General features: G+C 72.8%; 18 protein-coding genes. 4 read left to right on the top strand and 14 right to left on the bottom strand.

The window, feature by feature from the left end; genetic code table 11:
• Positions 1-209: 209 nt before the first annotated feature.
• Both ACFZB9_RS11295 and ACFZB9_RS11290 read right to left on the bottom strand, forming a co-directional pair.
• The gene (locus tag ACFZB9_RS11295) at positions 210-422 is read right to left on the bottom strand and encodes a mersacidin/lichenicidin family type 2 lantibiotic (protein WP_391445880.1); all 213 of its coding nucleotides are present in this window, start codon (positions 420-422) and stop codon (positions 210-212) included.
• A 202-nt stretch (positions 423-624) separates the two neighbouring features.
• Complete coding sequence (locus ACFZB9_RS11290; RefSeq protein ID WP_391445879.1) at positions 625-3,996, bottom strand: type 2 lanthipeptide synthetase LanM family protein; 3,372 nt, start codon at positions 3,994-3,996, stop codon at positions 625-627.
• A gap of 401 nt (positions 3,997-4,397) precedes the next feature.
• Between ACFZB9_RS11290 and ACFZB9_RS11285 the strand changes: the two genes are divergently transcribed.
• Positions 4,398-5,960 (top strand): FAD/NAD(P)-binding protein, encoded by a 1,563-nt coding sequence (locus ACFZB9_RS11285; protein ID WP_391445877.1) that lies wholly within the window; start codon positions 4,398-4,400, stop codon positions 5,958-5,960.
• A 116-nt stretch (positions 5,961-6,076) separates the two neighbouring features.
• Here ACFZB9_RS11285 and ACFZB9_RS11280 read toward each other — a convergent pair whose 3' ends face one another.
• Both ACFZB9_RS11280 and ACFZB9_RS11275 read right to left on the bottom strand, forming a co-directional pair.
• A complete protein-coding gene (locus ACFZB9_RS11280) occupies positions 6,077-6,754 on the bottom strand; it encodes a response regulator transcription factor (protein ID WP_391445876.1) in 678 nt (225 codons plus the stop codon).
• 76 nt (positions 6,755-6,830) lie between these two features.
• A complete protein-coding gene (locus ACFZB9_RS11275) occupies positions 6,831-7,091 on the bottom strand; it encodes a hypothetical protein (RefSeq protein WP_391445874.1) in 261 nt (86 codons plus the stop codon).
• A gap of 156 nt (positions 7,092-7,247) precedes the next feature.
• On the opposite strand from ACFZB9_RS11275, the gene ACFZB9_RS11270 reads away from it, so the two are divergent.
• Together ACFZB9_RS11270 and ACFZB9_RS11265 are read left to right on the top strand one after the other, a co-directional pair.
• Positions 7,248-7,829, top strand: coding sequence for a TetR/AcrR family transcriptional regulator (locus ACFZB9_RS11270; RefSeq protein ID WP_391445873.1), 582 nt, complete (start codon positions 7,248-7,250; stop codon positions 7,827-7,829).
• A gap of 141 nt (positions 7,830-7,970) precedes the next feature.
• Positions 7,971-8,744, top strand: coding sequence for an SDR family NAD(P)-dependent oxidoreductase (locus ACFZB9_RS11265; RefSeq protein WP_391445871.1), 774 nt, complete (start codon positions 7,971-7,973; stop codon positions 8,742-8,744).
• A gap of 75 nt (positions 8,745-8,819) precedes the next feature.
• On the opposite strand, the gene ACFZB9_RS11260 is transcribed toward ACFZB9_RS11265, so the two are convergent.
• The 4 genes from ACFZB9_RS11260 to ACFZB9_RS11245 all read right to left on the bottom strand — a co-directional run bounded on the left by ACFZB9_RS11260 (position 8,820) and on the right by ACFZB9_RS11245 (position 13,238).
• Positions 8,820-9,716: a carbohydrate ABC transporter permease gene (locus ACFZB9_RS11260; protein WP_391445869.1), complete on the bottom strand. Its 897-nt coding sequence runs from the start codon at positions 9,714-9,716 to the stop codon at positions 8,820-8,822.
• Positions 9,713-10,852: a carbohydrate ABC transporter permease gene (locus ACFZB9_RS11255; RefSeq protein WP_391445867.1), complete on the bottom strand. Its 1,140-nt coding sequence runs from the start codon at positions 10,850-10,852 to the stop codon at positions 9,713-9,715. Before ACFZB9_RS11255 ends, ACFZB9_RS11260 begins: the two co-directional genes overlap by 4 nt.
• Positions 10,849-12,096 (bottom strand): extracellular solute-binding protein, encoded by a 1,248-nt coding sequence (locus ACFZB9_RS11250; RefSeq protein ID WP_391445865.1) that lies wholly within the window; start codon positions 12,094-12,096, stop codon positions 10,849-10,851. The genes ACFZB9_RS11255 and ACFZB9_RS11250 overlap by 4 nt, the downstream gene beginning before the upstream one ends.
• A gap of 134 nt (positions 12,097-12,230) precedes the next feature.
• Complete coding sequence (locus ACFZB9_RS11245) at positions 12,231-13,238, bottom strand: LacI family DNA-binding transcriptional regulator (RefSeq protein WP_391445863.1); 1,008 nt, start codon at positions 13,236-13,238, stop codon at positions 12,231-12,233.
• 318 nt (positions 13,239-13,556) lie between these two features.
• Here ACFZB9_RS11245 and ACFZB9_RS11240 point away from each other — a divergent pair, with 318 nt between their 5' ends.
• Positions 13,557-15,641, top strand: a complete 2,085-nt coding sequence (locus ACFZB9_RS11240; protein ID WP_391445861.1) for a glycogen debranching N-terminal domain-containing protein — start codon at positions 13,557-13,559, stop codon at positions 15,639-15,641.
• Here ACFZB9_RS11240 and ACFZB9_RS11235 read toward each other — a convergent pair.
• The 6 genes from ACFZB9_RS11235 to ACFZB9_RS11210 form a co-directional block, all read right to left on the bottom strand.
• Positions 15,638-15,838: a hypothetical protein gene (locus ACFZB9_RS11235; protein ID WP_391445859.1), complete on the bottom strand. Its 201-nt coding sequence runs from the start codon at positions 15,836-15,838 to the stop codon at positions 15,638-15,640. The genes ACFZB9_RS11240 and ACFZB9_RS11235 overlap by 4 nt on opposite strands.
• Complete coding sequence (locus ACFZB9_RS11230) at positions 15,829-16,764, bottom strand: hypothetical protein (protein WP_391445857.1); 936 nt, start codon at positions 16,762-16,764, stop codon at positions 15,829-15,831. Before ACFZB9_RS11230 ends, ACFZB9_RS11235 begins: the two co-directional genes overlap by 10 nt.
• The gene (locus ACFZB9_RS11225; RefSeq protein ID WP_391445856.1) at positions 16,761-16,967 is read right to left on the bottom strand and encodes a hypothetical protein; all 207 of its coding nucleotides are present in this window, start codon (positions 16,965-16,967) and stop codon (positions 16,761-16,763) included. Before ACFZB9_RS11225 ends, ACFZB9_RS11230 begins: the two co-directional genes overlap by 4 nt.
• A 66-nt stretch (positions 16,968-17,033) precedes the next feature.
• Entirely contained in the window at positions 17,034-17,882 is an 849-nt protein-coding gene (locus ACFZB9_RS11220; protein ID WP_391445854.1) for a helix-turn-helix domain-containing protein, read from the bottom strand.
• A gap of 36 nt (positions 17,883-17,918) precedes the next feature.
• Complete coding sequence (locus ACFZB9_RS11215) at positions 17,919-18,446, bottom strand: DUF6879 family protein (RefSeq protein ID WP_391445852.1); 528 nt, start codon at positions 18,444-18,446, stop codon at positions 17,919-17,921.
• Positions 18,418-18,684, bottom strand: coding sequence for a hypothetical protein (locus tag ACFZB9_RS11210; protein WP_391445851.1), 267 nt, complete (start codon positions 18,682-18,684; stop codon positions 18,418-18,420). Before ACFZB9_RS11210 ends, ACFZB9_RS11215 begins: the two co-directional genes overlap by 29 nt.
• Between the last annotated feature and the right edge of the window lie 145 nt (positions 18,685-18,829).

Raw genomic sequence — 18,829 nt, 5'->3', positions numbered from 1 at the left:
CGGACAGCTGAGGTGGAGAGCGTCCGGGGACCGATCCCCGCCCGGGTTCCCGGACAGGGATCCGGACGGGGATCCGTCAACGGCCTGCGGCCGGTGGCGGATGATCAGCTGGGTGATCGTCAGGGGTGGTCAGCATGGGGTGGTCAGCAGGGCGCGATCAGCCGAGGGTGGTCCCCAGCAGGGGGCGATCCACCGAGGGTGATCGATCGTCAGGGGCTCGAAACACTGGTCCCGATCGGCACCAGGGTGTAGCCGTTGCCCCGGCCACCCGTGGCGGAAGCGTCCAGGCCCGCCAGCAGGGCCGCCCGCCGGCCGGAGCGGGAGTGCTCCTCCAGGGTGATCTCGCCGGCCGGGTGGGCGTGGGCGGCACCCGTCCGGGCCTCCGGGTCCTTCCAGTACCGGACCAGTTCTTCGACGTTCAAGGCTTTCCTTCCCGTGGGCAGCCGCGCGGCGGGGTCGAGCCGCGCTGGTGGCCGTACGGCGTGGTGATGGTGACGCACGGCCAAGTCAGGTGGTGGCGGTCGGGTAGGTGGATGGTCGGACAACGGAACAACGGCCGCACCGGTGGTGGCGGTTCACCGTAGTTCACCGTGGTGGCTCACGGCAGTGGTGCACCGTGGTGGCTCACGGCGGTGGCGACTGGAGCAGCAGTGCCGAGGGTATCCGAGCACCGAACCCGAGCCGAAGCAGCCCATGGCCGATTCCCGCCAGGCCGTTGAGCAGCCCGGGACTGCTGACCCGGTTGGGCGTGCCGCACTGCGGGCCGAGCCGGTCCAGCGAGGAGAGCAGCGCGCCGGCCCGGGCGACGGCGGGACCGGCCATGGTGCGGCCGTCCGGCCCTGCGGTGAGCAGCAGTTCGAGCGAGCCCAGTTCGCCGTGGCACAGGCTGTGGTTGGGCAGCGGTCCCTGGTCCGTCAGCGCGGCGACGGTGCGCTCGACGAAGGCGGCCAGGCCGGGCGGCGGGGCGACGGCCCGGCTGTCGGCCACGGCCAGGGCCAGGCCCGCCGCGCCGGTGCACCAGCCCGTGACCGAGGGACCCCCCGTCCCCTCCCCGCTGCCGCCCGGGCCCTCGCCGCGGCCCGCCACCGCGCGGCCCGCCGGCGGCGGACCGGTGCGCGGACGGCCGGTCGGACGGCCGGCGGGGTGACCGGTCGGCGGGTGAGCGGCCCGGCCCGCGGCCGCGTGGCCGGCCACCGAGTGGGCCGCGATCGCCCGCTCCAACTGCCGCAGGCCCAGCTCCGCGTACTCCTGGCCGCCGCCCGCCGCCGCGAACCGCAGCAGCGCCCAGCCCACGCCGGCCCGGCCGCTGGCGAAACCGCTCGCGAAACCGCCGGCGGAACCGCTCGGGGCGCAGCTCTGGGCCGGCAGCGCGGCCAGCCGCCAGGCGCAGCGCTCCGCGGTGTCGAGCGCCAGCGGCACCCCGCTGGTGCGGTGCACCGCGACCATCGCCGCCAGGCAGCCCGCCAGCCCGGTCAGCACGCCGTACTCCTCGCCGGGCCAGGCCCCCTCCCCCGTCCGCTCCCGGCAGTCCCCGGACCGGTCGCCGAGGTCGGCGGAGAGGGCGGACTCCACCGTACGGGCCGTCAGCAGCACCGCCTGCTCGGTCCAGCCGGCGATCTCGGGGGCGTCCAGCAGCCCGGACAGCTGGCTGAGGGCGTAGGAGATGCCGCCCAGCCCCTCGAAGCCGCCGCTGCCGACCGCCGCCAGGTGCTCCGGGTCGGCGGCCAGCGCGGCCAGCACCTCGGGCACCGGGCGCAGCGCCCGCCGGGCCACGGCGGCGTACCGCTCGATCCCGGTCAGGTCGGCGAGCTGGGCCAGGAAGAGCGCCGTGCCGCAGTAGCCGTTGGCCAGGCCGGCGCCCTGCGGCATCACCGCCCAGTGCCGGTCCTCGATCGGTTCCAGTGCCAGCCAGTTGACCCGGCGGCCGTCGTCGTGCGCCCCGGTCAGGATCTGGTCGGCGATGCCGCAGGCGGCGGCCAGCAGCCGTTCGGGGTCGGGGACGGTGCCCTCCTGGCGGCCGGTCAGCGGTGTGCCGGGCCGGTGGGCGTCGCCGTCCGAGCGAGTGGCCAGCGAGGCGCGGATGATCCACTCCTGGTCGTAGCGGTCGGTGCGGCTCATCGCGTGCAGCTGGGCGGTCACCCGGGCCAGGCCGCTCTCGGCGAACGCGGCGGCCATGGTGACCCCGCCGATCGCGGGCCGCGCCGCGGCGGGGCGGCAGGTCAGCAGCGGGATGTCGCCCGCCCACAGCTCGGCCAGCTCGGCGCCGACCAGCGGCCAGCGGGCCTGGTCCCCGGCCGACTCGCGCCACAGCAGATCGAGCAGCCGGTCCCGGTCCAGCGCGTCGCGCAGCACGTCGGGGTGGGTCGACTCGTCGAGCAGGGTGGCGTAGCGCAGGGTGTCGCGGACCACCACCCGGGTCCGGTCCTCGGCGAAGATGGCCAGCAGGCCGCCGGGGCCGGTCAGTTCGCCGCGGTGCGCGCTGATCGTCTCGTAGCCGGCCCGGAACCCGGCCAGCAGCGGCTCGGTGAAGGTACCGGGGTCGGCGTCGGTGCCGTTCCAGCTGGGCCGGTTGTCGGCGCCGCGGAACATCGACGGGCCCCGGACCAGCAGCATCTCGTCGGTGCCGGGCGCCTGCCAGCCCACCGCGTCGGCCGGCAACGGGCGGCCCTTGTCGCCACCGAGCCCGGAGACGTCCAGCGCGCCGCGCTCGCCCACCCGCAGGTGCGGCAGCAGCGCGATCCGGTAGACCGAGCGGTGCAGGGCGTGCAGCGCCGGGTCGCCGTCGGCGGTACCCGCCGGGGTCAGCGCGGGGTGGAAGAGCGTCTCCAGGTCGACCAGCACGGGCTGGTCGGCGCAGGCGATCAGGTTCTCGTAGTGGACGTCGGTGCCGCCGAGCGCGTGCAGCAGCGCGAGCAGCGCGCCGGTGCGGTAGTAGAAGCTGTCCAGTTGGGCGGCCCAGGTGCAGGGCGCGGCGGCGGCGTACTCCAGCCAGCCGTAGCCGGGCCGCTCCAGCAGCCGGAGCACCCGCAGATCGACGTTGGGCAGCCGGTCGTTGAGCCAGCGCAGCGCGGTGTTGAAGTGCCCGTGCACGGCCTGGGGCCGGGGCTTGTAGACCAGCCGGTCGCCCGAGGCGAAGCGCAGCAGCGCCACCGCCCGGCCCCCGTCGTGGCTGTCGCCGGCGCTCAGGTCGATCTCGGTCAGCGCCCCGGGGTTCCGGCCGCCGAGCAGGGTGGCCACCAGCTCGGCGCGGTCGGCCCGGAACCGGTCGAGCAGCTCGCGCCAGGCCGCGACGGCGTGTCCGGCGCGCTGCGCCAGCAGGCGGGCCAGCACGGGGTACTCGGTGAGCAGCGCGGTCAGCCCCGCGCGCTCGCCGCTGCGGTGCACGAAGTCGGCGAAGCGGCGCTCCGGGGTCTCGCCGACCAGGCGGTCGCTGACCCGCAGCACGTTGAGTTCCAGCACCAGGGTGCGCCGGGCCAGGTGGACGAGCCGGCTGCTCAGCTGAACGCGGAAGCAGTCCCCCAGGGCCCGCAGATCGGCGACCGACGCCAGGCCCGCCGCGCGGGCGGCGCCGATCAGCTGGTCGGTGGCGTCCTCGGTGAAGGGGGCGAGGATCGCGCTGAAGCCCTCGTCCCAGGTGAACTCGCTGCCGCCGGCCGGCAGCCGGGCCGGGGCCGCGGCGAGCACCCGTTCCACCGCCTCGGCCCAGTCGGGCCGCTCCAGCCGGGCGGCCAGGGTCTCGGGGGCCTCGGCGAGCAGGGTACGCAGCCCCTCCTCGTCGAGGCCCACCTCGCCCAGCCGGGCGGCGAACAGGCCCGGCTGGGCGAAGTCCGCGCGCCACCGGCTCAGCCGCCGGTTCGCCCGTTCCGCCGGGTCGGGCGACCCGCCGTGCTGCCCGGACGGCGGCCCGCAGCGCAGCCGCTCGGTGAGTGCCACGCCCCGCACCCACCAGGGTGTCTCCTGTTGCGCCGTGCTGTCGGCCGTCCCCGCCTCGGTCATGCCCCTGAGCATGCCATCGTGCCGGTGGGGCGACATGGGGGGCGGCCCCCATATTTGCGACAGCGCACCCAGAGCACGCGCTGCGCCGGTGAGAGCCGCCGGGTGCGGTGGCGGGAACGGGGACGGGGGCGGGAACGGGAACGGGGACGGGGACGGGGGCGGGAACGGGAACGGGGACGGGGGCGGTGGCGGGAACGGGGACGGTGACGGCGGCGGTGACGGGAACGGTGACGGCGGCGGCCGGTGCGGGGCGGCCGGGTGGTCGTGGCACATTCGGCTGAATTTGCCCGGTGACGCGAGCATGATGAGGGCGGGCACCCATCTGCCGTCCTTGGACCGAACGTTCGGTGGGTGCCGGACAACTGACGGACGGTCCGCTGCCGAAAGGGGCTCCCTCTCCCATGAACGCCAGTACGCCGCAGCACGCCGCCGATCCCCTGGCCGGTCCCGCGCCCGACCCCGCGCCGCCCTCCGCCCCGCGGCCCGGGCGGCCGGGCCCGGCCGCCCGCCGGGTCGCGGTGGTGGGCGCGGGCGCCGCGGGCACGCTGACCGCCGCTCAGCTGCTTCACGGCGCCGCCGAGCGTCGACTCCCACTGGAGGTCTGGCTGATCGACCCCGCCGAGACCGCCGGCCCCGGCGTCGCCTACGGCACCGAGGACCTGCGCCACCTGCTGAACGTCCCCGCCTGCGGGATGAGCGCCTTCCCCGACGACCCCGACCACTTCCTGCGCTGGCTGGCCGCCTGGGAGTCCTGTCCGGCTTCGGCCGACGGCTACCAGCCGTACGACTTCGTCCCCCGGCACACCTACGGCCGCTATCTCACCCACGTGCTGCGGCAGGCGGTCACCACGGCCGACGGCTACGGCCGGCTGCACCACGTGCGCCAACGGGTGGTGGACGCCGCCGCGCTGCCCGAGGGCGTCGAGCTGAGCCTGACCGACGGGGAGCGGGTGAGGGTGCAGGCCGCCGTGCTGGCGCTCGGCCTGCGCGCGCCGGGCCGGCACTGGGCGCCGGCGGCGCTGGGCGAGCATCCCGCCTTCGTCGCCGACCCCTGGGCGCCCGGGGCGCTCGCCGCGGTGCCCACGGAGGGCGAGGTGCTGCTGGTCGGCACCGGGCTGACCATGGCCGACACCGCCATCTCGCTGGCCCGCCCGGGCCGGGTGGTGCACGCCGTGTCCCGCCACGGCCTGGCCCCGCACGGCCACCGCGCCACCCCCGCACCGGCGTTGGACGCACCGGACGGTCTCACGGCAGCGGCCGGACTGACCGGGCTGCGCCGCGTCGTCCACCGGCACCTGGCCCGCGCCCGCCGCGACCACGGCGACTGGCGTCCGGGCATCGACAGCCTGCGCCCGCACACCAGCGCTCTGTGGCAGTGCCTGTCGGAGGCCGACCGCGCCGACTTCCTGCGCGAGGACCTGCGCCAGTGGGAGGTGCACCGCCATCGCCTGGCGCCCGCCACCGCCGCCGCCCTCGCGGAGCTGCTCGACCAGGGCCGGCTGACCATCGCCGCGGCCGAGGTCACGGGCGCCGAGCCCGCCGAGGGGCGGGCGGTGCGGGTGCGACTGAGCGACGGCCGGCTGCTCACGGCCTCCGCCGTGGTCAACTGCACCGGCGCCCCGGCCGAGCTGACCAGCAGTGACGACGCGCTGCACCACGCCCTGTTCCGGCGTGGGCTGGCCACCGCGGGCCCGATCGGCCTGGGGCTGGCCACCGCCGCCGACGGCCGGCTGCGCCCCGCCGCCGCACAGGCCCCGGCACCGCTGTGGACGCTGGGCCTGCTGCGCCGCGGGGAGTTGCTGGAGTCCACCGCGATGCCGGAGATCCGCGGTCAGGCCGCCGAGCTGGCCCGTGCCGTGCTGACGACACTGACCGCCGCCGAGCCGCCGGCGCCGCACCGCGAGCGGCCCACCCCGCCGCCCGCTCCGCAGCCACCGGTGCCGCTGGACTCCGCCGCGCGCTGAGGGCGAGGGCCTGGGGGCTGGGGGGCTGGGGGGCTGGGGGGCTGGGGGGGCTGGGGGGCTGGGGGGCTGGAGGCTGGTCCACCCGGCCGAGCCGGGCGGCTTCGCGAGCGGCCGGCTCAGCCCGCCACGGCCACCAGCCGGTAGCCGTGCCCCCGGACGGTCTCGATCAGGCAGTGCGCGCCCGCCTCGTCGAGCTTGCGGCGCAGCGCGGCGATGTAGACCTCGACGATGTTGACGTCGCCGCGAAAAGCGCTGTCCCAGACGCTGTCCAGGATCTCGGTCTTGGACAGCGCCTGGTTCGGGCGCCGGATCAGGCACTCCAGGACGCCGAACTCCTTGGGGGTCAGCCGCAGCGTGTCCCCGCGCACCGTGCAGGCGCGGGCGGCCGGATCGACCTGCAGGTCCCCCACCGCCAGCACGGCCGGCCGGGCACCGGCGCCGCGGCGCAGCAGGGCCCGCAGCCGGGCGGTCAGCACCACGTAGGAGAACGGCTTGCTGAGGAAGTCGTCAGCCCCGCAGTCCAGCGCCTCCGCCTCGTCGTACTCACCGTTCTTCGCGGTGAGCATCAGGATCGGCACCGGGTTCTCGTCCCGGCGCAGCTCCTGGCAGACCCGGAAGCCGTTCATCCCGGGCAGCATCAGGTCGAGCACGATCGCCGCGTACTGGCCGTCGCGGGCCTGTTCGAGCCCGCTGAGGCCGTCGCCGACCACGTCCACCACATAGCCTTCGGCTCGTAGCCCCCGGCTGAGCGACTCCGCGAGCCGCTCCTCGTCCTCGACCATCAGTAGGCGCACGGCCTCAGCATAGGCGAGCGGCGCGACCCCTCCCGGGGCGCGGTGATCAGCGGTGATCAGCGGTGGTCAGCGGTGGTCAGCGGAAGAAGAGCGCGAGCGCGAACACGACCAGGACGGCGGCCATGAGGAGCAGCGTACCGACCCCACTCGGCGCCCGGCCGCCGCGCCCGCCACCGCTCCACCGGTTCACCGGCACCACGGGCGGCAGGGCGTTCCCGCCGTCGTGGTGGTGATGGTGGCGGCCCCCGTGGTGGTGACCCCCGTGATGGTGCCCGCCGCCGAAATGGCCTCCGTGGTGCCCGCCGCCGAAGTCGCCGCCACCGCTGTGACCGTCCATCAGAACCTCCCTGGATAGGGCCTCTTGTCCTCAGCATGGCACTCCCGGGCGCCGGGAAGCCTCAAGGGAAGCTCTGAGTCCGCCGCGGCCGAAGCGGCCGCCGATCATCCTCGCTCTTTCTTGACCGTTCGTTCCAGATTGATCTACGCTCCCGGTATGGCCAGGACCAAGGAGTTCGATCCCGCCGCCGCGCTGCAGTCGGCCCTGGAGCTGTTCTGGGAGCGCGGCTACGAGGCGACGTCGATGGCCGACCTGGTGGAGCACCTCGGGGTCGGCCGGGCAAGCCTGTACGCCACCTTCGGCAGCAAGCACGACCTCTACCTCAAGGCGCTCGACCGGTACGACGAGCTGGTCGGCCCGCGCCTGCTGGCCGAGCTCTCGCAGCCCGGCCCGGCCCTGCCGGCGGTGCGCGCGGTGCTGCGCCGCTTCGCCCTGGAGGCGGTCGGCGAGCAGCGCGGACGCGGCTGCTTCGTGGTCAACGTGGCGGCCGAACTCGCCTCCCACGACGGCGAGTCGGCGCGCCGGGTGCTGGCGAGCTGGGACCAGCTGGAGACCTTGCTGGCCGCCGCGCTGACCCGGGCGCAGGCCCAGGGCGAGCTGGGGCCGCAGAAGGAGCCACGAGCGCTGGCGAGGCTGCTGCTGGTCCTGCTGCAGGGCGTGCGGCTGGTGGGCAAGGCCACCGGCGACGACGGCCGGGTCCGGGACGCGATCGCACAGGCGGAGTCGCTGCTCGGCTGAGGCTGCGCACAGACCGCGCCCGCGAGCCCCGCCCGTCCGGCCCGGCGTGCCCGCCCGACGCCGTTCACCCGTACCGGCGGATGGGCTCATTCAGGAACGATCATTCCAGATAGATCAGACCACAGAACGGAAACCACCACCATGACCACGAGCACCACCGCCCGCTTCACCGACCGGACCGTCCTCGTCACCGGCGGCGGCTCCGGTCTCGGCCGGGCCATCGCGCTCGCCTTCGCCGCCGAGGGCGCCAAGGTCGTCGTCGCCGGACGCACCGCGCGCAGCCTGGACGAGACCCTCGGGCTGATCGAGACCGCGGGCGGCCGGGGCCTGGCCGTGGTGGCCGACACCACGCGTCCCGCCGACGTCGAGGCGCTGGTGCGCCGGACAGTCGAGGCGTTCGGCGGTCTCGACGTGGCGGTCAACAACGCGGGGATCCTGCGCGCGGTCGGCCCGGTGGCCGAGGTCGCACACGCCGACTGGCAGGAGCTGCTGGAGACCAACGTCACCGGCGTCTGGCTGGCCATGAAGCACGAGATCGCCCACATGAAGGCGCACGGGGGCGGCGCGATCGTCAACATCGCCTCCAACCTCGGCGCCCACCGGCGGATCCCCAACCTGGTCGCCTACGCCACCAGCAAGGCCGCCGTCTCGGCACTGACCCGGGGCGCGGCGCTGGACCACATCGGTGACGGCGTGCGGATCAACGCCGTCAGCCCCGGCTCGTCCGCCACCAGCATGTCGCTGCGCCCCGGCGAGACCGAGGCGCAGCGGGCGGACCGGATGAGGACCGAGACGCCGCTGGGCCGGGTCGCCCAGGTGGCGGAGGTGGCGGCGGCCGTCCTCTACCTGGCCTCGGACGCGGCCGGTGCGGTCGTCGGCACCGACCTGGTGATCGACGGCGGCGCGGCGGCCTGACCCTTGGCGCAGCTCACCTGGCGCACCCTCACTTGGCGCCGCCTCACTCCTTGAGGGCCCCAGCCCTTGCGCCTCTCACTCCTTGACCGCCCCCGCGCTGCCGCCCCGCACGAAGTGGCGCTGGAAGACGAAGAAGACGACCGCCACCGGGATGGTGGCCAGCAGCGCGGCGGTCAGCTTCAGCGGGTACTGGGTGCCCGAGCCCAGGCCGCCGGAGACGAACTGCACCAGACCGGTGGTCAGCGTGGCGTGGTCGGCGGACTGGGTGGTGACCACGAAGTGGGTGAACTCGTTCCAGGAACCCTGGAACGACAGGACGGTGAGGGTGATCAGCGCGGGCCTGGCCATCGGCAGGATCACCGACCAGTAGGTGCGCCAGACCCCCGCACCGTCCACCCGTGCGGCCTCCTCGATCTCGCGCGGCACCGACTCGAAGAACTGCTTCATGATGAAGACGCCGACCGCGTCCACCAGCAGCGGCACGATCATCGCGGTGTAGCTGTCGTAGATGCCGAGGTACTGGACCACCAGGAACTTGGGGATCATCAGCACCACGCCCGGCACGGCCATCACCGAGATCAGCGCCACGGTCAGCAGGCCGCGGCCGGGGAAGCGCAGCCGGGACAGCGCGTAGCCGGCCAACGAGTCGAGGAACACCCGCCCGATGGTGACCACCACGGTGACCAGCACCGAGTTGCCCAGCCAGGTCATGAACGGCACGCCGTCCGAGCCGCCACCGCCGAACAGCTGCCGGTAGCCGGCCAGCGTGAACGGGTGCGGGATCAGGCTCAGCGGCGAGGAGGCGGCCTGCGGGTCGGTCTTGAAGGTGGTGGCCAGTTGGAGCAGGAAGGGCAGCAGGAAGACCAGCGCCAGCACCGACAGCAGCAGCGTACCGAGCAGCCCTGGCCGGCCGGACCAGCTGCGCCGGGCCCGGCCTCCCGGCCTGTCCCGCACGGGAGTCGGCGCGCTCATCGGCCCGCCTTCCGGGTCGGTCCGTTGCCACGGCCACGCCTGCTCCGCCCGTCGCGTTCGCGCAGCACCAGACGCTGCAGCCCGGTCATCAGCAGGATGATCGCCAGCAGTACGAAGGAGATCGCCGCGCCGGTGCCGTACCGCGCGTCCTTGAAGCTCACGCTGTAGGAGAGGTAGGCCGGGGTCAGCGTGGTGTTGTCGGGCGCGCCCTGGCTCATCACGTACACCTGGTCGAAGACCTGCCAAGTCCCGATCAGGCCAAGGGTGATGACCAGGAAGAGCACCGGGCGCAGGGCTGGCACGATGACATGGCGCAGCACCTGGCGCCGGTTGGCGCCGTCCAGCCGGGCCGACTCCAACTGCGCCTCGGGGATGTCCTGCAGGGCCGCGAGGAACATCAGCATGAAGGTGCCCGAGGTGGTCCAGACCACCAGGAAGATGATGGTGCACATGGCGATCGACGGCCCGGAGAACCAGTCCCACCAGGAGAGTCCGAGCATGCCGTGGTCGGCCAGCGCGGCGGGCGGGGCGGCCGGGTCGACCAGGCCGAGGCCGCCGAGCACCACCCAGACCAGGCCGCGCGCGTCGGTGAACCAGTTCGGCCCCTTGATACCGACCCACTTGAGCAGGCTGTTGACCGCGCCGCTGCTCTGGAAGAGGAAGAGGAAGACCGTGGAGACCGCGATCGAGCTGGTCACGGACGGGAAGTAGAACGCGGTCCGGAACAGGCCCTTGCCGCGCAGCCGCCGCTGGTTGACGGCCAGTGCCAGGGCGAGCGCGAGGCCGGTCTGGAGCGGGACGACCAGCAGCACGTAGTAGAGGTTGTTGCGCAGCGAGGTCATGAAGAGCGTGCGGGTCAGGCCGTCGTGGGTGAAGAGGTCCTGGTAGTTGCGCAGGCCCACGAAGTCGGCGGCACCGGAGAACGGGTTGGACTGGCCGTCCCAGTTCAACAGGCTGACCCAGAGCGCCATCACGACGGGCAGCACCAGGAAGAGCCCGAGGATCACCACCATCGGGCTGACGAAGAGCCAGCCCCACAGGCCCTGGCCGCGCGCCGAGGCCGGCCCGCGCCGGGCGGCGGTGGTGGCGCCGCGTCCCGGTGCCGTGGCGGCGGCCTCCGCGGTGGCCGTTCTCATCGGGCGTTTCCGCTCAGCGCGCTCTCACCGTTCTTCTGCAGGTCGGCCAGTAGCTTGGCCGGATCGCTGGTCGCCAACTGCGCGAGCGAGGTGTTGAACTGGGCCATCACCTGCCGCATGTCGGGGGCGTTCACCGGGAGTTGGGCGTAGGAGGTGCCGTCCGCCCAGGCGCTGGACTTCGGGTCCTGCTGCTTGTAGGCGGCCAGCAGCGTCTGCTTGGAGGGCATCACGCCGACCGTCCTGGCGAAGGTCAACTGATTGCTGTCGCTCGTCAGTTCGTTGATCAGGTCGACCGCGGCCGCCTGGTGCCGGCTCTTGGCGGCCACGCCCCAGCAGTCGGTGAAGTCCATGGTGCCCTTGCCGGCCGGCCCCTCGGGCAGCGGGACGAGGGTGTACGGGGTGGTCGGGTAGTCCTTGGCCATCGCACCGGCCAGCCAGTTGCCCTCGATGGTCATCGCGGCCCGGCCCTTGCCGAAGGCCTCGCCACCCCAGCCGGCGTCCAGGTCCTTGGGGAACTTCAGCACGCCGTCGGTCAGCAACTTCTTGACGTAGCCCAGGGCCTGGACGTTGCTCTGATCGCTCGCCGTCATCTTCGTCTGGTCGGCGTCGGTCAGCCAGCCGCCCGCCTGCCTGAAGAAGCCGCCGAGCTCGTTGTAGTCGGCGTTGACCGACAGGCCCGTGACGCCGCCACCGGTGAGCTTCCCGGCCACCGCCGCCAACTGGTCCCAGGTCTTCGGGTAGTCGGCGTCGGTCAGCCCGGCCTTGTGCCACAGGTCGGTGTTGATCGCCAGCGCGAGCGTCGACTGGTCCTTGGGCGCGCAGTACAGCTTGCCGCCGTAGCTGAACGCGCCGAGCAGGGTGGGGCTGTAGGAGTCGCGCTCCTTGAGCTGGTCGCCGTAGGCGTACAGGGCACCGCGCTTGGCGTAGGTGGAGAACTGGTCGGAGGAGACGTAGAAGACGTCGGGCGGATTGTCGCCGGCGAAGGCCTGGCCCAGCTGCTGGTCCATGTTCTGTGCGACGTCCACCGTGACGCTGTTGCCGGTGGCCTTCGCCCAGGCGCTGGTGGCCGCCTTGACCGCGTCGGTCTCCGCGGCGCCGGAGGTGGCGATCAGCACGGTGAGCTGCTGTTTTCCCGAACTCTGCTGGCTGGCCGCGGTTTTGCCGAAGCCCGAGGAGCAGGCCGTGGTGAGCATGGCAAGCGTCAGTCCGCCGGCCGCGAGGGGAAGAAGGGCTATGCGGCGCATGGTCGTCCTCCGAATGTCATATCCGGTGATGCGAGGGATGGGGGCGGTACGGGACCGGACAGGTCCCCGGGCGTGTCAGGCAAGCCCGGGCAGCTCCCCGGGCTTGCCTGACACGCCGCAGGGACGGACAAGCCCTAACGGAGGATGCCGCTCGTCCGTGAACTCTGGCGCACGATCAGCCGGGGCGTCAGGAGCTTCTGTTCGGCCTCTCTCCGGGGATCGGCGAGCCGGGCCAGCAGCAGGCGCACGCAGTCCAGGGCGACCTGCTCCAAGGGCTGCTCCACCGAGCTGAGGGCGGGGTCGAGCAGGGCCGCGATCGGCGAGTCGTCGAACCCGGTGACCGCCACGTCCGGCCCCGGCCGCAACCCCCGTTCGCGCAGCACGTCGTAGCAGCCGAGCGCCAGGGTGTCGCTGAGCGCCACGATCGCGGTCACCTCGCGCTCCAGCAGCACCCGGGCGGCGCGGCGGGCGTCCTCGGCGGAGTTCACCGCGGCGGCCCGCAGCCCGGTGAGCGGCAGGCCGCGCCGCTCCAGCGCCCGGCGCCAGCCGGCGGCCCGGTCCTCGCCGGCGTCGCTGTCCTGCGGCCAGCCGAGCAGGCCGATCAGGCGGTGCCCGGCGGCCGCCAGGTGCTCGGTGGCGGCTTCGGTGCCCGCCGCGCCGTCCACGTCCACCCAGTCGCCGAAGCCCTCCTTGCCCCAGGAGCGCCCGAAGGCGACGAACGGCACGCCGCTGTCGTGCAGCCAGCGGTGCCGGGGGTCGGCGGTGCGGGTGCGGTCCAGCACGAACGCGTCCACGGCCTGCTCGCGCAGGAGTTGGTCGTAGCGCTGGATCTCCTGCTCGGCACTGGCGGCGGGGAAGACCAGCAGCCGGTGGCCCACCGCGTCGGCCGCCTCGGTCAACGCGTGCAGGAAGCGGTCGTGCACCGCGTTGGAACGGCCCGCGATGCTGGGCTCCAGCGCGTAGCCGAGGGTACGCGACTCACGGCGGCGCAGCGAGCGGGCGGCCGCGTGCGGCCGGTAGCCCAGCTCGTCGATCGCGGCCCTGACCCGGGCGAGGGTCTCGGGGCGCAACAGCTCAGGGCTGTTGATCGCGTTCGAGACGGTCTGCCGGCCGACCTGCGCGTGGGCCGCGACCTCGGCCATCGTCGCGGGACGGGACCGGGGCTGGGGAGCGGTCCGTGCTTGGGCGGCCGACGGGGACTGGGAATCCCCGTACGAGGGAACGTCTTTGTCCATCTCCTGCGCCATCCGATGTTTCGGGTACGGTGTCGGTCGGATCAATTGGATCGTTCCAACTCTCCGATCGACGCTGACTGTACACGCCGCTCCCGGGAAATCAAGAAGGTCGAAGGTCCTCAGAAGATGACGCACGACAGCTCTCGCCCCAACCCGCCGGCCACTGACCATGCCACCGGCCAATCCCCGGCCACCGCAGGGCCACAGACGGAGGGTCAGCCCTTCGTGCACGACGCCCGGCTCATCCTGTGGGCACCCTCGTTCGTGGCCTCGCGGGCGGACGGCGATCTCGCGGCGGCCGTCGACGGCTTCTACCACGGCGACCGGCGCTACCTGCGCTCGCTGCACCTCACGGTCGACGGGGTGCGGCTCGCGGCGACCAACGCGGTGACCGAGGCCGCCGACCGCGCGGTCTTCGAGGCGGTGCTGCGCCAGGTCGGGCAGAGCACGGCCGACCCCGCCGTCACGCTGCGCCGGGAGCGCTCGGTGGCGCCGGCCCGCTTCACCGAGCTGATCGAGGTCACCAACCACGGCTCCCAGCACGTGGCGTGCACCCTGCGGGTCACGGCGCGGGCGGACTTCGCCGCGATGGACGCGGTCAAGGCGGGAGCGGTGCTCGCGGCGGTCCCGGCGGCCTGCGAGGGACCGGGGCTGGTCTGGACGGCAGGCGGCGACCGGCTCACCCTGACCGCGAGCGACGCCGCCACCGACGCCGCCACCGATCCGGCCATCCTTGCGGAGGGCACCGAGGGCACCCTGCTCTTCCCCCTCTCGCTGGCCCCCGGCCAGACCTGGCGCCGGGCCCTCACCGCCCGCGCCGAGAGCGGCACACCCACCCCCTTCGACCCCGTCGCGGCCACCGACCGTCCCTGGGACACGCTCGAAGTCCGCTGCGCCGACGCGGACTTCACCCGCCTGCTGACCCAGTCCGAGCAGGACCTGAGCCGTCTGCTGCTGGCCGACCCCCAGGCCCCCGGCGACCTGTTCGCGGCGGCCGGCGCACCCTGGTTCCTCACCCTGTTCGGCCGCGACTCACTGTGGACGGCGCGGATGCTGCTCCCGCTCGGCACCGGCCTCGCGGCCGGCACCCTGCGCACCCTGGCCCGCCGCCAGGGCCGGGCCACCGTCGCCGCCACCGAGGAGCAGCCCGGCAAGATCCTGCACGAAGTCCGCGCCGAGCAGCAGGAGTTGGCGGGCGGCACCCGACTGCCCCCGCGCTACTTCGGCACCATCGACGCCACCCCGCTGTGGATCTCGCTGCTGCACGACGCCTGGCGCTGGGGCCTGCCGGACGCCGAGGTCGCCGCACTGCTGCCGCACCTCGAAGCGGCCCTCAACTGGCTGACGGAGTACGGCGATCCGGATGGCGACGGCCTGCTGGAGTACATCGACGGCACCGGCACGGGCCTGGCCAACCAGGGCTGGAAGGACTCCGGCGACTCGATCCGGTTCCGCGACGGCTCCCAGGCCAAGGCCCCGATCGCGCTCTGCGAGGTGCAGGCCTACGCCCACCAGGCGGCGATCGCCGGCGCCGACCTGCTGGACGCCTTCGGCCGCCCGGGCGCCGCCCGCTACCGCGACTGGGCCGCCCGCCTCCGGGAGGCGTTCCGCCGCCGCTTCTGGGTGGCCGACGAGCAGGGCCGCTACCCCGCCATCGCGCTCGACGCCGACAAACGCCCGGTGGACTCGGTCACTTCGGGGATGGGCCACCTGCTGGGCACCGGCCTGCTCGACGCCGCCGAGAGCCGCCTGGTCGCCGACCGACTGCTCGGCCCGGGCCTGGCGGACGGCTACGGGCTGCGCACCTACGCCACCGAGAACGGCGGCTACAACCCGCTCGGCTACCACGTCGGCAGCATCTGGCCGCACGACACCGCCATCGCCGTGCACGGCCTGGCCCGGGCCGGATTCCCGGACCACGCCCGCCGACTGGCCGAACATCTGATCGCCGCCGCGCCCGCCTTCGAGGCCCGGCTGCCCGAACTCTTCGCCGGCACCCCCCGCCACACCTCCCGCCGCCCCGCCCCCTACCCCGCCTCCTGCCGCCCCCAGGCCTGGTCGGCAGCCGCCGCCGTCGCCCTGCTCCAGGCCCTGCTCGGCCTGGAGGCAGACGTCCCCGCCGGTCACCTCACCATCCGCCCCGCTGCCAACACCGCACTGCTCCCCCTCACCGTCACAGGCCTCCAGATCGCCGGCTCCCCCCTCACCGTCCAGGTCACCGCCGACGGCACGGTCCACGCCCACACCCCGGCCCCCGTGACCCTGGACCTGCCTCACCCGGAGCCGCATCACGGTGACGCCGACCGCTAGGGGCCGGCCACCCCGCTGCGGAGTTCCTGGGCCAGTTGCTCGCTGATCCGCTCGTGGGCCTGACTCATCGACCCGAGCAGCGCGTCCAGCAGAGTGCCGGACGCGCCCCGGGCCGCCGCCTCGTCGAGGCGCACACCGAGAGCCCGCAGCTCGGCACGCGCCTGCTCCTGGACAGAGGGCGGCCTGGTCAAGGACACAGGTGAAGCGTCGCGCATGCCTGCTCCTCCGCGCGTTGTGGTGTCTTCGGATCCGCCGGCACGTAGCGGACGCTGCCGGCGGTCCACTCCGTGAGAGCCCGACGGAAGCGGTCCAGGCCGAGCGCGAAGCGGCTTGTCGCGGCGTCGAGGTCGTCCTCCCGAACGGCCGTGTACAGCCACCAGAACCGGCACTCCTCAGCGCCCAACAGCACCCGGACCTGCTCCTGGGCCTCGCTTCCGGAGAGCCCTTGACCGGCCGCCAGCGCCCTTGTCGCGGTGAAGGTGTCCGCCTTGTCCGCGGCGAGGTCATTGGTCAGGAATCCGACCGTGGAGAAACTGCGGAGGAGTGACTGCACCAGGGCGTCGTTCCAGTCGGGGGTGATGCACTGCTCGGCCAGCTCGCACCACATCGCGGCGAGCAGCATCGCACCATCCGCAGGCCGGAGCGTCAGGTACTCGCGCAGCGTCGGGGTCCGCGCCGGCTGCGCGAAATCGGTCAGCTTGGCGCAGGCCGCGTGCACCCAGCCCTCCAAGTGGGCGACGTAGCGTTGCCACCAGCCGGTCGGCATCAGCTCCCGGGTGTCCCGGACCAGGTCGGCCAGCGCGTGCACGGTTGGACGGTCGACCGGCGAGGGTCGTGCGCTCCCCCCGGCCACCAGCAGGAGCGACAGGGCGAACTCACCTACCGTCTGGGGTGGTTGACCGACCATCTCGCTGTCGAACACGTCATCCACGACCCAGGTCCACACCGCCCACCGCGTGGCCAGGTCCAGCTCCGCACCACTCGCGGTCGGCCACGCGGCGAGGCAGAGGTCCACATACCCGTGCGCCAGGTAGCCGGCGGGGTCCGGGTGCAGGCGGTACTGGGTGAGGAAGGTCGCGGCACTGACGTAGAGGTCGGTGTGCCTGCGGTCGGTGATGGTCACTGGCAGACCTCCCCGGCATGGTCGAGGCACGTGACCACGGCCCAGGTCAGCCCGGCCACCGTGCGATGGCCGGCCGAGGCCGGCGGCCCCTCCGCACCACCACAGACGATGCACGCCCGCTCGTGCAACTGGTCATAGGTCAGGGGTTCGTCTGCGCACGACAGCCCAGCGGCGGGCTGCGGCGGCGCCGCAAGTTCTGCCATGCCGACGACGGTAGGGAGTAACCAAGAAGCCACTCAACGAAGTTTCACGAAATTTCGCGCAACCACTCAGCCGAGTGAGTCCACCGCCGCCAAGATGTGCGCCCGCGCAGCCTCACCGTGAACAGCCATCGAGGAGAGTTCGGCGAACGCTCGCCCGTAGTCGGCGACTTCACGAGGCTGAGTCACATTGATCTCAGCGGTCAACGTCTCGACGACGAGGTGCTGATCGTCGTACAGATAGAACGCTTCCAACGGCCACATGGTCCGTTCAGCGCCGAACGGGATGATCCCGAGCGAGACGGAGGCCAACGGCATCACGGTGAGCAGGTGCCCTAATTGACCAGCCATAGTGGCCGCATCGCCGATGCGGTGCCGAAGCACTGTCTCCTCCATGACGACAGCGAACCGGTGACCGCCTTCGTACAAGAAGCGGCACCGGGCGAGCCGGGCGGCTACCGCGGCGGACACATCATCAGGTGTTCGCTGAAATCGGGTGATCGTCTTCAGGAGGGCAGTCGCGTAGGCCGGGGTCTGGAAGAAGCCCGGCACCACGTTTGAGACGTATACTCGACTCAACTCCGCCCGCTCGTGCAGGGCGTAGAAGTTCTCCTGGACCTTCTTCATGCCGTTGCGCTGGAGCTGTCGCCACTCCAGATACATCGACTCGACCGTGCGAGCCGTCGCGATCAGGTCGTCTGCCTGGTCGCCGGCGCCGCATGCCGAACACCACGCGCGAATGTCGGCGTCCGAGGGCAGCGTTTTGGCATTGATCAGTCGGCTTGTCTTCGCCGGCGCCCATCCACATCGGACAGCCAACTCGTTGCCCCGCAGCCCTGCATCCATCATGAGATCGCGAAGACGGGCCGCTACGGCCGCCCTGGCGGCTTGAACACTGGACGAGGGAGAGATAGGCATCGGGCGCGTGGCTGTCCGATGGCGGGCGGCGGCCGGTCAGACCCGGTACTGGTCGTGAGGGGTGGCACGCGCCCACACGGCTTCGAAGGCGTCTGCCACCATCTTCACCGTTGCCGGATCCTCGTGGAACTCATGACCAGCCCAATCCCCGTCGCCAGTGAACCAGTGGAACATCACCAGCCGATCATCGATCAGCCACAGGTCGTTCCCGGGAAGCGCGAGGTCGGAGGCGAGGCGGCGGGGCAACCAGCGGACCTCTTCGCCTGCCGCCAAGTTCACGACGGTTCCCGCATGCTCGAAGCGGATGTAGTCGGTAACCGGCTCCGAGACAACGCGGGCCCGACGCATCACCACACCACGCCCAACGGTCTCTCGAACGAGCGAGACCCAGCCGCCCCAGTCCGCCATGGCGGGGTCGGCATCGGGGTGTATTCCGGTGCGCCGAAAGTGTGCGAAGTCCTCGGCTTCCTCGCCCACACCGTAGATATCGCGCATCTCCAGATGCACCGCTGTGCGATTCGCGGCCCTCAGCAGCTCACTGAAGTCCGGTACGTCCTGCGACACTGTCGCATGCCTCCCTCAACGCCGGCACCATGCGTGCCGGCACTCGGATGACCGTCTCGTGCTCGGGGATGCCGATGTCGTGGCCGGTGACCCATTCCGTGGTGCTGATCTTGGCAGTTGTGGCCTCATCGGTCCGCCAGCCCTGGATCACGATCTCGTGCCTCTCGGCGTCCACCCATACCGTGGGCGACCCTCCGCCCTGGGTCTCAGGGTCAATTCCGACGAACTGTAGGTCCATGGCAATCTCCCGCGTCAAGACGGTTTCGCGGACTTGTATGACCCTCACTCAGATGAGCGAGATGGTCAAGGCGCACGCACCCATCGGCACCTTCGCGTAATCATGACGCGACAGAGCGTCCACAGTCCAGCGGTTCGAACCTACG

Source organism: Kitasatospora sp. NPDC008050 (genome assembly GCF_042957465.1).
Lineage (GTDB): Bacteria > Actinomycetota > Actinomycetes > Streptomycetales > Streptomycetaceae > Kitasatospora.
Note: the sequence above shows the minus strand (reverse complement) of the source record. Positions and strands in the feature narration are given on the sequence as shown.